Origin of the sequence: Streptomyces cavernae, from assembly GCF_004023625.1 — a bacterium.
Taxonomy (GTDB): domain Bacteria; phylum Actinomycetota; class Actinomycetes; order Streptomycetales; family Streptomycetaceae; genus Streptomyces; species Streptomyces cavernae.
Window position 1 is genome coordinate 201,999 of record NZ_RPDJ01000002.1, and the last position, 13,142, is coordinate 215,140.

The window sequence follows — 13,142 nt, forward strand, 5'->3', positions numbered from 1 at the left end:
ACGCCCGCCCATTCCAGCGGATTATGCCGTCGGTAAGGCTGGATTCCAACTTGTTCGACGGACGTGACAACATGCGGGCATGTCCTCCGCGCTGACCGATCTCCTCCCGCACCCGATCGTGCAGGCCCCCATGGCGGGCGGTGTCTCGATCCCGCAGCTCGCCGCCGCCGTGGCCGAGGCAGGCGGGCTGGGGTTCCTCGCCGCCGGATACAAGACCGCCGACGGCATGTACCAGGAGATCAAGACGCTTCGCGGGCTCACGTCCCGGCCCTTCGGCGTCAACCTCTTCATGCCGCAGTCCGACCACGCCGACCCGGCCGCCGTCGAGGTCTACGCCCATCAACTGGCGGGCGAGGCCTCCTGGTACGAGACCGAGCTCGGTGACCCGGACAGCGGACTCGACGACAACTACGAAGCCAAGCTGAACGTCCTGCGCGACGACCCGGTGCCGGTGGTTTCGTTCCACTTCGGCTGTCCGTCCGCGGAGGTCGTCGAGTCGCTGGCGAGGAAGGGCACCCGGACCCTCGTCACCGCCACCACCGTCGAGGAGGCGCAGGCCGTGGAGCGGGCGGGCGCCGACGGGGTGATCGCCCAGGGCGTGGAGGCCGGCGGTCACCAGGGCACCCACCGCGACGACCGCGAGGCCGACGGCTCCGGAATCGGTCTGCTGTCGCTGGTCGCACAGGTCCGCGAGAGCGTGCGCATCCCGATCGTCGCGGCCGGCGGGATCATGCGCGGCAGCCAGATCGCCGCCGTGCTGGCGGCGGGCGCCAGTGCCGCACAGCTCGGCACGGCGTTCCTCGCCACGCCCGAGTCCGGCGCCAACCCCCTGCACAAGGCGGCGCTGGTCAACCCCCTGTTCGTCCGGACGGAGCTGACCCGGGCGTTCTCCGGTCGGCCGGCGCGCGGGCTGGTCAACCGGTTCATGCGCGAGCACGGGCCGTACGCGCCCGCCGCGTACCCGCAGATCCACCACCTCACCGCCGGGCTGCGCAAGGCGGCGGCCAAGGCCGGGGACCCGCAGGGCATGGCACTGTGGGCCGGGCAAGGGCACCGGATGGCGCGCGAGCTGCCCGCCGGGCAGCTGGTGGAGGTGTTGGTCGCCGAGTTGGAGGCGGCCAGGACAGCGTTGTCGTCCGGGGGGAACGTATGACCGCGCCCGTGTTCGTCGTCGAGGAGATGCCCACTGCCGCGGAGTACGTGCTCGACGGGCCCGAGGGCCGGCACGCCGTCTCGGTGAAGCGGCTGCGGCCCGGTGAGGACCTCTTCCTCACGGACGGCGCCGGGCGGTGGGCCGAGGGCGTGGTGGCCGGCACCGAGGGCAAGGACCGGCTGATCGTCCGCGTGGGCCCGGTCTCCGAAGAGCCCGCGCAGTCGCCGCGCATCACCGTCGTCCAGGCTCTCCCCAAGGGCGACCGGGGCGAGCTGGCCGTGGAGACCATGACGGAGACCGGCGTGGACGCGATCGTCCCGTGGGCCGCCGCCCGCTGTGTCACCCAGTGGAGGGGCGAACGGGGCGCCAAGGCGCTCGGCAAGTGGCGCACCACCGCCCGCGAGGCGGGCAAGCAGTCCCGGCGCGTGCGCTTCCCGGACGTCGCGGACGCGATGACGAGCAAGCAGGTTGCCGCACTTCTCGCCAACGCCGATCTCGGAGTCGTCCTCCACGAGAGCGGGGCGGAGCCACTGGCCACCGCCGTACTCCCCGACCGCGGCGAGATCGTGCTGGTGATCGGACCGGAGGGCGGGGTGTCCCCGGAGGAGCTGGACCTGTTCGCGGAGGCGGGTGCGAAGGCGTACCGGCTGGGGCGAACCGTGCTGCGCACCTCGACGGCCGGGACCGCGGCGACCGCGCTGCTGCTCGGGCGCACGGGCCGCTGGTCCTGAACCGGGCCGGCGCGGGCATCCACGGGACAACACCGGGCGATGCATGGGAGAACACCATGGCAGCCGCCCAAGTACGGCTGCCCGGCCCGCACTTCGCCCGGTCGTTGCCGCCCGGCTGACGGGACCGCGACTGTCCGCATGAGGTCTACCGCGCCGCGGCGGGCGGTGGCAGTCTGCCGCGCATGGGGGCAATGAGGCGCATCCGGCACCGGCGGCTTGCTTCCGCGGTGGGGCTCGTGGGAGCCGCCGCCGTGGGGGTCGTCGCCTGCCAGCCGACGGACGGACTGAGCACGGTGGCCGTCTCCTACACGACCGACCAGGCCGGTACCAGGGAACTCCAGCGGCGGGGAATCGACGTCTCCTGGCTGACCTGCACCGCCTCCTACGCCGACGGCGACAAGGCGTACACACCCGGGAAGCCGCCGTCGCCCGGCGCGTCGCACACCCTGGTGGACGTGAGCTGCTCCGGCGAGACCAGGGACAGGCGGGACATCACCATCAAGGGGAAGGTGACCCGGGAGGTGAGCGGCAGGTGCGTGCGCGGCGACCTGACCGCGAAGGTCGGCGGCGAACAGGTCTTCCGGCTGGACGTGCTCGGCAACTGCGGCGCCGCGAGCCAGGAGCCCGGGAGGACACCGCCCGTCACCCAGCGGCCCGAACCCGGCCCGGAAGTCACCGTCACGGTCACCAAGACCATCTGGTGTCAGGGAGACCCCGTCTGCTGGCCCACGCAGGGCAAGTGACCGGGACCGGTCAGCACAAGTCACTTGCGTAAGAAGTGATCCAAACCACTGTCGGGCGGACACGGTCGCTGCGTAGGGTAACGGGGTGACTCAGTCTGCATCGGTCGGGTATCTCCGGTTTCCTCATCTCCACGGCGATTTGGTCGCCTTCACCGCCGAGGACGACGTCTGGGTGGCGCCCCTCGACGGGGGCAGGGCCTGGCGGGTCAGCGCCGACGACGTTCCGGTGCAACACCCCCGCTTCTCCCCGGACGGTACGCACATCGCCTGGACCTCCACCCGTGACGGAGCGCCGGAGGTACACCTCGCGCCCGTGGAGGGCGGTCCTTCCCGCCGCCTGACGTACTGGGGCAGTTCGCGGACGCAGGTACGCGGCTGGACCCCGGACGGTCAGGTGCTCGCCGTCAGCGCCGTCGGCCAGGCCTCGCTGCGCCGCAGCTGGGCGCAGTCCGTTCCGCTGGACGGCGGGCCGGCGAAGCTACTGCCGTACGGGCCCGTCGGCGATGTGGCGTTCGGGCCCGCCACCGTGCTGCTGTCCGCGCCCATGGGCCGCGAGGCAGCGTGGTGGAAGCGGTACCGGGGCGGAACCGCGGGCAAGCTGTGGATCGACCGCGCCGAACAGGGCGCGGAAGCGGGGGAGTTCGAACGGCTGCACCAGGACCTCGACGGGAACCTGGAGTACCCGTCGTGGGCGGGGGACAGGATCGTATTCCTCTCCGACCACGAGGGTGTGGGTGCCGTCTACTCGTCCCTCGCGGACGGCTCGGAGCTGCGGCGGCACACGGGCCTCGAAGGGTTCTACGCCCGGCACGCCGCCACCGACGGCACACGGGTGGTGTACTCGTCCGCCGGTGAGCTGTGGCTGCTGGAGGACCTCGAGGAGGGGACGGAGCCCCGGCGGCTCGACATCCGGCTCGGCGGGCAGCGCGTCGACCTGCAACCCCATCCGATCAGCGCCTCCCGCTGGTTCGGGGCGGCCTCGCCCGACCACACCGCGCGGGGCAGCGCCGTCTCCGTCCGCGGCGCCGTGCACTGGATCACCCACCGCTCCGGGCCCGCCCGCGCGCTCGCCGCCGAACCCGGTGTACGGGCCCGGCTGCCGCGCACCTTCCGCGCCGACGGCGAGGAGTACGTGGTGTGGGTGACGGACGCGGAGGGCGACGACGCCCTCGAGTTCGCGCCCGCCACCGGCGTCGCCCCCGGAGCCACCCCGCGCCGGCTGGCCGCCGGACAGCTGGGGCGTGTCCTCGGTCTCGCCATGGCACCCGACGGCAGCAGGGCCGCTGTCGCCTCGCACGACGGACGTGTGCTGCTGGTCGAACGGGAGACCGGTGAGGTCCGCGAGGTGGACCGCAGCGAGGACGGCGACTGCAGCGGGCTGGTCTTCTCGCCCGACTCGGCCTGGCTCGCCTGGTCCCACCCCGGGCCCAGCCCGCTGCGCCAGCTCAAGCTCGCCAACACCGCCGACCTGTCCGTCACCGAGGCGACCCCGCTCCGCTTCCGGGACTACTCACCGGCGTTCACCCTCGACGGCAAACACCTGGCCTTCCTGTCCGCGCGCTCCTTCGACCCGGTCTACGACGAGCACGTCTTCGACCTCGCGTTCGTCGGCGGATCCCGGCCGCACCTCATCACGCTGGCGGCGACCACGCCGTCGCCGTTCGGTCCGCAGCGCCACGGCCGCCCCTTCGACGCCCCGGACAAGGAGGAGACCCCCGACAGCGAGGGCACCCCCGCGACCCGGATCGACCTCGACGGGCTCGCCGACCGCATCGTGCCGTTCCCGGTCGAGGCCGCCCGCTACACCACCCTGCGGGCCGCCAAGGACGGGGTGCTGTGGCTGCGGCACCCACTGCGGGGCGTGCTCGGCGCCTCGCGGGCCACCCCCGACGACCCCGAGCCGAAGACCGAGCTGGAGCGCTACGACCTCGTTCAGCAGCGCATCGAGCACCTCAACGGCGACTCCGACCACTTCACGGTCAGCGGCGACGGCAAGCGGGTGCTGCTGTGGACCGACGGCAAGCTCAAGGTCGTCCCCAGCGACCGGCGGGCCTCCGGCGACGAGGACAGCGACAGCAACATCACCGTCGACCTGTCCCGGATCCGGCAGACCGTCGACCCGGCCGCCGAATGGCGGCAGATGTTCGACGAGACGGGCCGGCTGATGCGGGACAACTTCTGGCGGCCCGACCTCGGCGGGGTCGACTGGGACGCCGTCCAGAGCCGCTACCGTCCGGTGCTGGACCGGGTCGCCACCCATGACGACCTCGTCGACCTGCTGTGGGAGGTCCACGGCGAACTGGGGACCTCGCACGCGTACGTCACACCCGCGGGTGGCTGGGGCGGCGGCGACCGCCGGCAGGGGTTGCTGGGCGCGGACATCTCCCGCCACGAGGACGGCCCCCTGGGGACCCCGCTGTGGCGCATCGACCGCATCCTGCCGTCCGAGACCTCCGACCCCGAGGCCCAGGCGCCGCTGGCCGCGCCCGGGGTGGCGGTCCGGGCCGGGGACGCGATCGTCGCGGTCGGCGGCCGGCCCGTCGACCCGCTGACCGGGCCCGGGCCGCTGCTCGTCGGGACGGCCGGAAAGCCGGTCGAACTCACCGTCTCGCCCTCCGGCGGCGGCGACCCGCGGCACACGGTCGTCGTGCCCATCGGCGACGAGGAGCCGCTGCGCTACCACGCGTGGGTCGCGGACCGGCGGGCCTACGTCCACGAGAAGTCCGGCGGTCGGCTCGGCTATCTGCACGTGCCGGACATGGTGGGCTCCGGCTGGGCACAGCTCCACCGCGACCTGCGGATGGAGGTCGCCCGCGAGGGACTTGTGGTGGACGTCCGGGAGAACCGGGGCGGGCACACCTCGCAGCTCGTGATCGAGAAGCTGGCGCGCCGGATCGTGGGCTGGGACGTGCCGCGCGGGATGCGGCCGTACAGCTATCCGATGGACGCGCCGCGCGGGCCCGTGGTGGCCGTCGCCAACGAGTTCTCCGGCTCGGACGGGGACATCGTCAACGCGGCGATCAAGGCCCTCGGTATCGGGCCGGTGGTCGGCACCCGCACCTGGGGCGGTGTCATCGGCATCGACAGCCGCTACCGGCTGGTGGACGGCACCCTGGTGACCCAGCCCAAGTACGCCTTCTGGCTGGAGGGTTACGGGTGGGACGTGGAGAACCACGGCGTGGACCCGGACGTGGAGGTCGTCCAGGCACCGCAGGACTACGCGGCCGGGCGGGACGTCCAGTTGGACGAGGCGGTACGGATCGCGCTGGCCGCGCTGGAGGAACGCCCGGCCAAACAGCCGCCGGGGCTGCCTGAGTTGGGGTAGCGGGGCCTGGGCCTGCTCAGAGCTGGGGTCCGGGGCGGTGGCCGGGGGCTGGTGCCGGGGCAGGGGCCGGGCGGGGTTCGCGGTGAGTTCTTCGCCTCCTCCGCCCCCACCCGTCCCTCTGGGCTCCGCTCCGGAGGCCCCGCAGGGTTGCGCGCTCCGGTCCCTGCCGGGCTCCCCCAGGGGCTCCGAGCTCCGGTCCCTGCCCTTCCGCCATCGGCTTCGCGGCCTCGTCCGCGATCGCCGGACAGGGTGAACCTCGCGATACCACTGGCCTTGACGTCCTCACTTGCGTAAACGCAGGCGATTCCGGTCTGCACCGCTCCGCGGTGCTCCCTCGGGTTCCTGCTTCATCGACCCCTGCCGCCCATAAGGGTGTTCTGACAAGGTCTCCACAGGCTTCACATCCCGCCCGTCCGGCGGTAGCGGTGTGACGCAATAAGTGCAACTCCTGGGAGTTGTGGGGAACATGGCTCGTAAAGTTGCTTCATGTCCGACGAAACACCCCTCATACGCAGCCTCCGCGCCGCGGTTGCGGCCGCCCCCGACGATGTGCCCCTGCGGCTGCACCTCGCCGAGTTGTTGCTGGACGCCGGGGACACCGACGGTGCGGTCGGAGAGGCTGCCGTCGCGTTGCAGCAGGCGCCGGGGGACCAGTCGGCCCGGGCGCTGATGGTGCGTGCGATGGGGGTGACGGCGGAGCCCACGGCCCCCGTCGCCCCCGAGACGCCGGTGCCGTCCGAGGCACCGGTGCCGTCACAGGGTTCCGCGCCGCACGGGCCGACACCCCAACTGCCGGCGGAACCCGACGGGTTCGACTGGCGCGCCGCCGAGGAGGAGGTCGGCGGCATCGTCCCGCCGCGCTTCGTAGGCGAGTTGGGGGAACCGCTCAGCGTCGACGGGCACGGCGACCCCGGATCCGCCGACGCCTGGGACGCCGAATTCCCGCAAGGTGTAAGGCTGTCGGACGTCGGCGGCATGCAGGACGTCAAGGACCGCCTGGAGGCCGCCTTCCTGGCACCGCTGCGCAATCCCGGACTGCGCAAGCTGTACGGCAAGAGCCTGCGCGGCGGTCTGCTGCTGTACGGGCCGCCGGGCTGCGGCAAGACCTTCATCGCGCGGGCGGTCGCGGGCGAACTCGGCGCATCCTTCCTGCCGATCGCCCTCAGCGACGTCCTCGACATGTGGATCGGCAGGTCCGAGCAGAACATCCACGACATCTTCGTCAACGCCCGGCGCAACGCCCCGTGCGTCGTCTTCCTCGACGAACTGGACGCGCTCGGCGCCAAGCGCAGCCGTATGCAGCACAGCGGTCTGCGCAACGTCGTCAACCAGCTCCTCACCGAACTCGACGGGGTGGACGGCGGCAACGAGGGCGTCTTCGTCCTGGCCGCCACCAACGTCCCCTGGGACGTGGACATCGCGCTGCGCCGCCCCGGCCGCCTCGACCGCACCCTCCTCGTGCTGCCCCCGGACGGCCCGGCACGGGAGGCGATCCTCATCTACCACCTGCGGGAACGCCCCATCGAATCGGTCGATCTGGGCAAACTCGTGAAGGCCACCGACGGCTTCTCCGGCGCCGACCTCGCCCACCTGTGCGAGACGGCCGCCGAGTCCGCGCTGCTGGACTCCGCCCGCACCGGCGAGGTCCGCATGATCGGCATGCGTGACCTGCTGGGCGCGGCCAAGCAGATCCGGCCGTCGACCGAACCGTGGTTCGCGGCGGCGCGGAACGTGGCGATGTTCGCCAACGACGGCGGCACCTACGACGACCTGGTCGCCCATCTGAAGCGGAAGCGCAAGCTGTGACCGTCGCCGAGGCGACCGAGCGGGCACGGTTGCTGATGGAACTGGGCCGGCACGCCGACGCCCGCGCGCTCCTGGTCCGCCGGATCGCGGAGGACCCCGAGGACGTACGGGCGTGGATCCGGCTCTCCCGCTGCCACGCGGCGCTCGGCGAACCCGAGGAGGCCCTCGCCGCGATCGAGGAGGCCGTACGCCGCGCACCCGAGGACTACGACGCCGTCAACGTGCGCGCCCACGCCCTGCGCCGTGTCGGCCGCCTCGAGGAGGCCGCGGACACCGCGATGCGGGCGATCGGCATCGGGCCCGACTGGTGGGGCGCGTACGCCCTCCTCGCCGAGGTGCAGCTCTTCCTGCCCGAGCGCTACACCCGCTACGAGGCCTACCAGACCGCGCTGGACGCGGTGCGGTACGGCCCCGACGAGGTCGGCGCGCACCTGACGCTGTGGAAGCTGGCCACCGTGATCGGCAACCACGAGATGGCGGACCGCGCCGAGCGCGCCATCCTGCAGTTGGACCCCACCCACCAGTTCGCGCTGTCCCAGCAGACCGCCAAGGCCGCGCGGGACGCCAGGGCCCCGGCCGCCGCCGAGCTGTACGCCGACGCGCTGGCCGTCGCCCCCGACTCGCCCGGGCTGCGCGGCGGCCTCGACGGCGCCGTGTACCGGATGCTGCGCGGCACCCGCTGGCCGGCGCTGCTGTGTCTGCTGATCGCGGCCGGAACGGTCGATGTGCTCCCGGTCCACGCGGTGGACGACCGCGCGGGGCTTCCGCTGCCGCAGGCCGCCCGGCTGGGGGTCCTGGCGGTGCTCGCCGCCGTCTGGGGCCTCGGTGCCTGGTACCCCTACCGCCGGCTGCGCACCGGCGTCCGCCTCGGCATGGCGTCGCTGGTGCGCCGCCGGGTGTGGGCCCGGATCGTGTTGGGCCAGGCGGCGTGGTGCACGGCGTGCGCCGTGCTGGTCGCGGTGGTTCCGTGGGAGGCACGCGGGGTGCCCCGGCTGCTGGCCGCGGCCGCCGTCGTACCGGTCCTGCTGACCGTCTGGTTCGACCGCCGGAGGATCGGGTGATGCGGCGGCCTGCGCCGTCGGCGTCAGGGTGGCCGCTCATGGATAGCATGCGTGCGGACGTCAGTTGACGGACATCAGCGAAATGACGTGAGCGGACGGACGTCAGTGACCAGTGTCTAGGAGGCGTGAACGTGGCCGGAGAGCCGCAGGACGACTGCCTGTTCTGCAAGATCGTGGCGGGCCGGATCCCGGCGACCGTGGTGAAGGAGACCGAGACGACCGTCGCCTTCCGTGACATCAACCCGCAGGCGCCCACCCACGTCCTGGTGATCCCGAAGGTGCACTACGCGGACGCCGCGGAACTCGCCGCCGCCGAGCCCTCCGTCACCGCGGACCTCCTGCGCCACGCGGGGGAGGTCGCCACCGAGGAGAAGCTGGAGAGCTACCGGCTCGTCTTCAACACCGGCAGCGGCGCCGGACAGACCGTCTTCCACGCCCATCTGCACCTCCTCGGCGGGCGCGGTATGCACTGGCCGCCCGGGTGAGGCGCCGTGTCCATACGTGAACTGGTGGTCCTCGGCACCGCCAGCCAGGTTCCCACCCGGCACCGCAACCACAACGGCTACTTCCTGCGCTGGGACGGCGACGGCCTGCTCTTCGACCCCGGAGAGGGCACCCAGCGGCAGATGCTGCGCGCCGGGGTGGCCGCGCACGACCTGCACCGGATCTGCGTCACGCACTTCCACGGCGACCACTCGCTCGGCCTCGCCGGGGTGATCCAGCGCATCAACCTCGACCGGGTGCCGCACGAGATCACCGCGCACTATCCGCGATCCGGGCAGGAGTACTACGACCGGCTGCGGCGCGCCACGGCCTTCCGCGAGACGGTGGCCCTCACCGAGGCGCCGGTCGACGGCGACGGGGTGCTCGCGACCGGACCGTCGTACGTGCTCGAGACGCGTCGGCTGTCCCACCCCGTCGAGTCGTACGGGTACCGGCTGGTCGAGCCGGACGGACGGCGCATGCTGCCCGAGCGGCTGGCCGCGTACGGGATCACCGGGCCGGACGTCGGGCGCATCCAGCGGGAGGGCGTCCTGGGGGACGTGCCCCTCGACGCGGTGAGCGAGGTGCGGCGCGGGCAGCGGTTCGCGTTCATCATGGACACCCGGATGTGCGACGGCGTGCACGCCCTCGCCGAGGGCTGCGACATGCTCGTCATCGAGTCCACCTTCCTCGATGCGGACGAGCAACTCGCCGTCGAGCACGGCCATCTGACGGCGGGTCAGGCCGCTCGGGCGGCCCGGGACGCGGGCGTACGGCATCTCGTGCTCACCCACTTCAGCCAGCGGTACGGCGAACCCGACGAGTTCGAGCGTCAGGCGCGGCGGGCCGGCTTCGACGGGGAACTGACCGTCGCACACGACCTGCTGAGGGTTCCGGTGCCCAAGCGGCTGTGACGGGGTGAGGGAGCACGTGGCGGTTCCGGAACGGCTGTCCCGCGGCCGTACGATGCTTCGATGTCCCTCCCGAAAGCCGAACTGCACCTCCATATCGAAGGCACCCTGGAACCCGAGCTGGCGTTCGGGCTGGCCGCGCGCAACGGCGTGTCGCTGCCCTACGCGGACACCGAGGAGCTGCGGACGGCGTACCGGTTCTCCGACCTGCAGTCGTTCCTGAACCTCTACTACGAGCTGATGGCGGTCCTGCGTACCGAGCAGGACTTCGCCGATCTCGCGGACGCGTATCTCGCCCGCGCCGCCGCACAGGGCGTGCGGCACGCCGAGATCTTCTTCGACCCGCAGGCCCACATCGCCCGGGGTGTGGGGATGGGGACCGTCGTCGAAGGGCTGGGGCGGGCGCTCGGCGCCGCCGAGGAACGGCACGGCGTCTCCACCCAGCTGATCATGTGCTTCCTGCGCGACGAGTCCGCCGAGTCGGCGATGGAGACCCTCGACGCAGCGAAGCCCTACCTCCACCGGATCGCGGGGGTGGGCCTCGACTCCGCCGAAGTCGGCCATCCACCGGTGAAGTTCGCGGCGGTCTACGAGGCCGCCGCCGCGCTCGGGCTGCGCCGGGTCGCCCATGCCGGGGAGGAGGGGCCGCCCTCCTACGTCGTCCAGGCCCTCGACGTGCTCGGCGTCGAGCGGATCGACCACGGGCTGCGCTCCATGGAGGACCCGGCGCTGGTCGAACGCCTGGTCAGGGAGCGGGTGCCGCTGACACTGTGTCCGCTGTCGAACGTACGGCTGCGCACCGTGGACACCCTCGCGGAGCACCCGCTGCCCGCGATGCTGGACGCCGGGCTGATGTGCACCGTCAACTCCGACGACCCCGCCTACTTCGGCGGCTACGTCGACGACAACTTCCGTGCGGTGCGCGAGGCGCTGGGGCTTTCGCCGGAGCGGCTGAGGGAGCTGGCGCGCAACTCCTTCGAGGCGTCGTTCCTGGACCACGACGAGGAGCGGCGGGCCCGCTACCTCGCGGAGGTCGAGGCCTACGAGTTCGGCTGAGCCCCCGAGACTGAGCCCCCGAGACCGAGCCCCCGCCGCCGAGGCCGTGGCGGGCCGGCCGGGGTCCGCCACGGCGGAGCACTGCGGCCGGGCCGCGGTGCGCAGGGCGGCCTCGGTCATCGGCCTCGCGGTCATCGGCGTCCCGTCGGGCGTCCCGGTCATCGGCACCTCGATCAGCGGCACCTCGGTCAGCGGCACCTCGGTCAGCGGCACCTCGGTCAGCGGCACCTCGGTCATCGGCCTCCTGGTCATCGGCACCTCGTCCAGCAGCAGGCCGGTCGCCTGGGCCGCGCCCATCGCCGGGATTGCGGGGATCGCCGGGAATCCGCCCGTGCCGGGGGAAAGGCTGCCGACGAACAGCAGCAGGCCGGTCGCCTGGGCCGCGCCCATCGCCGGGATTGCGGGGATCGCCGGGAATCCGCCCGTGCCGATGAAAGGCTGCCGACGAACAGCAGCAGGCCGGTCGCCTGGGCCGCGCCCATCGCCGGGATTGCGGGGATCGCCGGGTCGCCGGGATCGCCGGGGGTATCCGCCCGCGCCGACAGAAGACTGCTGGCGAGCGGCTCGAGTGACCCGCACGCCGTGCCACCCGGGCGTCAACGCAGTGGGCAGTTCCCCCTCCGGAGGGGGAGCGCGAGCCCGTCCGGTGGTGTCCTTGGTGCACACTGGCGTCCATCAGCACCACGCCAGGGAGCACACCGTGACCGCGTCCAAGGGAGAGCACCGCAGCCAGTCCCAGGTCGACCCGCTGGCCGGCCTGCGCGCCCCGGACGACCCCCCGTGGGACGTCTACCTCACCGGCACGGTCTTCCTGGACATCATCTTCACGGGTCTCGACTCCGCCCCGGTGCGCGGGACGGAGACGTGGGCCCGCGGCATGGGATCGAGCCCCGGCGGCATCGCCAACATGGCGACCGCGCTCGCCCGCCTCGGCCTGCGGACCTCGCTCGCCGCCGCCTTCGGGGACGACCACTACGGCGAGTACTGCTGGGACACCCTCGAGCAGGGCGAGGGGATCGACCTCTCCCCGTCGCGGACCGTACCCGGCTGGCACTCCCCGGTGACGGTCTCCATGGCGTACGAGGGGGAGCGCACGATGGTCTCCCACGGTCACGAGCCGCCGCCGGAGGAGCCCGCGCCGGACTGCCCGCCGCGCGCCCGAGCCGCGGTCGCCGCGCTGGCGCCGGGGCAGCACGCGCCGTGGATCGCACAGGCCGCGAGAAACCGGACCCGGATCTTCGCCGATGTCGGCTGGGACGACACCGGCCGCTGGGACCTCGCGGGCCTCGCCGACCTGAGCCACTGCGAGGCGTTCCTGCCGAACGCCGAGGAGGCCATGCGCTACACGGGCGCCGCCTGCCCCCGGGCCGCGGCGCACGCGCTCACCGAACACGTGCCGGTGGCCGTCGTCACCCTCGGCGCGGAGGGCGCCTACGCCGTCGACGGGCGCACCGGCGAGACCGCCGAGGTCCCGGCGATCGCGGTCGAGGCCATGGACCCGACGGGCGCCGGGGACGTCTTCGTCGCGGGCTTCGTCGCCGGCACGCTCGCCGACTGGCCGCTCGCCGACCGGCTCGCCTTCGCCGGTCTGACCGCCGCGCTCTCCGTGCAGGAGTTCGGCGGCTCGCTGTCGGCCCCCGGCTGGACGGAGATCGCCGCCTGGTGGCGCCGCGTCCAGTCCTACGACGACCAGGACCCGGCGGCACTGCGGAGGTACGCCTTCCTGGAGCGGATGATCCCCGAGGCGGCGCGGCCCTGGCCGTTGCGCAGGGCGGTGCCCACGATCGGGTTCGGCCGGTCGGCGTGATCGATCGGAAGGGCCCCGGCGGTACGGAAAAGCCCTACGGCACTGTCAGTCCCCCGTCGTACTCTG

General features: G+C 72.9%; 10 protein-coding genes. All 10 read left to right on the forward strand.

All coding sequences use genetic code 11. From position 1 onward, the window contains the following. The first annotated feature begins 79 nt into the window (after positions 1–79). The gene (locus tag EF387_RS13350; RefSeq protein ID WP_128376743.1) at positions 80–1,153 is read left to right on the forward strand and encodes a nitronate monooxygenase; all 1,074 of its coding nucleotides are present in this window, start codon (positions 80–82) and stop codon (positions 1,151–1,153) included. After that, on the forward strand, positions 1,150–1,884 hold the full coding sequence (locus EF387_RS13355) for a 16S rRNA (uracil(1498)-N(3))-methyltransferase (RefSeq protein ID WP_128376744.1): 735 nt from the start codon (positions 1,150–1,152) through the stop codon (positions 1,882–1,884). Before EF387_RS13350 ends, EF387_RS13355 begins: the two co-directional genes overlap by 4 nt. A gap of 182 nt (positions 1,885–2,066) precedes the next feature. Beyond that, on the forward strand, positions 2,067–2,627 hold the full coding sequence (locus EF387_RS13360) for a hypothetical protein (protein ID WP_202918241.1): 561 nt from the start codon (positions 2,067–2,069) through the stop codon (positions 2,625–2,627). Between the two features lie 85 nt (positions 2,628–2,712). Beyond that, on the forward strand, positions 2,713–5,952 hold the full coding sequence (locus tag EF387_RS13365) for a S41 family peptidase (RefSeq protein ID WP_128376745.1): 3,240 nt from the start codon (positions 2,713–2,715) through the stop codon (positions 5,950–5,952). 486 nt (positions 5,953–6,438) lie between these two features. Beyond that, a complete protein-coding gene (locus tag EF387_RS13375) occupies positions 6,439–7,758 on the forward strand; it encodes an ATP-binding protein (RefSeq protein WP_128376747.1) in 1,320 nt (439 codons plus the stop codon). Continuing rightward, on the forward strand, positions 7,755–8,819 hold the full coding sequence (locus tag EF387_RS13380) for a tetratricopeptide repeat protein (RefSeq protein ID WP_238431496.1): 1,065 nt from the start codon (positions 7,755–7,757) through the stop codon (positions 8,817–8,819). The genes EF387_RS13375 and EF387_RS13380 overlap by 4 nt, the downstream gene beginning before the upstream one ends. A 131-nt stretch (positions 8,820–8,950) precedes the next feature. Then, positions 8,951–9,304, forward strand: coding sequence for a histidine triad nucleotide-binding protein (locus EF387_RS13385; protein ID WP_128376956.1), 354 nt, complete (start codon positions 8,951–8,953; stop codon positions 9,302–9,304). Between the two features lie 6 nt (positions 9,305–9,310). Then, positions 9,311–10,216 (forward strand): ribonuclease Z, encoded by a 906-nt coding sequence (locus EF387_RS13390; protein ID WP_128376749.1) that lies wholly within the window; start codon positions 9,311–9,313, stop codon positions 10,214–10,216. 60 nt (positions 10,217–10,276) lie between these two features. Then, positions 10,277–11,269 (forward strand): adenosine deaminase, encoded by a 993-nt coding sequence (locus EF387_RS13395; protein WP_128376750.1) that lies wholly within the window; start codon positions 10,277–10,279, stop codon positions 11,267–11,269. Between the two features lie 700 nt (positions 11,270–11,969). Further along, the gene (locus EF387_RS13400; protein WP_128376751.1) at positions 11,970–13,076 is read left to right on the forward strand and encodes a carbohydrate kinase family protein; all 1,107 of its coding nucleotides are present in this window, start codon (positions 11,970–11,972) and stop codon (positions 13,074–13,076) included. The last annotated feature ends 66 nt before the right edge of the window (positions 13,077–13,142 follow it).

What these genes read in the sequence shown, in the direction of transcription:
- EF387_RS13360 (WP_202918241.1), top strand. Translation starts at nt 2,067, where the DNA reads ATGGGGGCAATGAGGCGCATCCGGCACCGGCGGCTTGCTTCCGCGGTG.
- EF387_RS13350 (WP_128376743.1), top strand. Translation starts at nt 80, where the DNA reads ATGTCCTCCGCGCTGACCGATCTCCTCCCGCACCCGATCGTGCAGGCC.
- EF387_RS13395 (WP_128376750.1), top strand. Translation starts at nt 10,277, where the DNA reads ATGTCCCTCCCGAAAGCCGAACTGCACCTCCATATCGAAGGCACCCTG.
- EF387_RS13375 (WP_128376747.1), top strand. Translation starts at nt 6,439, where the DNA reads ATGTCCGACGAAACACCCCTCATACGCAGCCTCCGCGCCGCGGTTGCG.
- EF387_RS13355 (WP_128376744.1), top strand. Translation starts at nt 1,150, where the DNA reads ATGACCGCGCCCGTGTTCGTCGTCGAGGAGATGCCCACTGCCGCGGAG.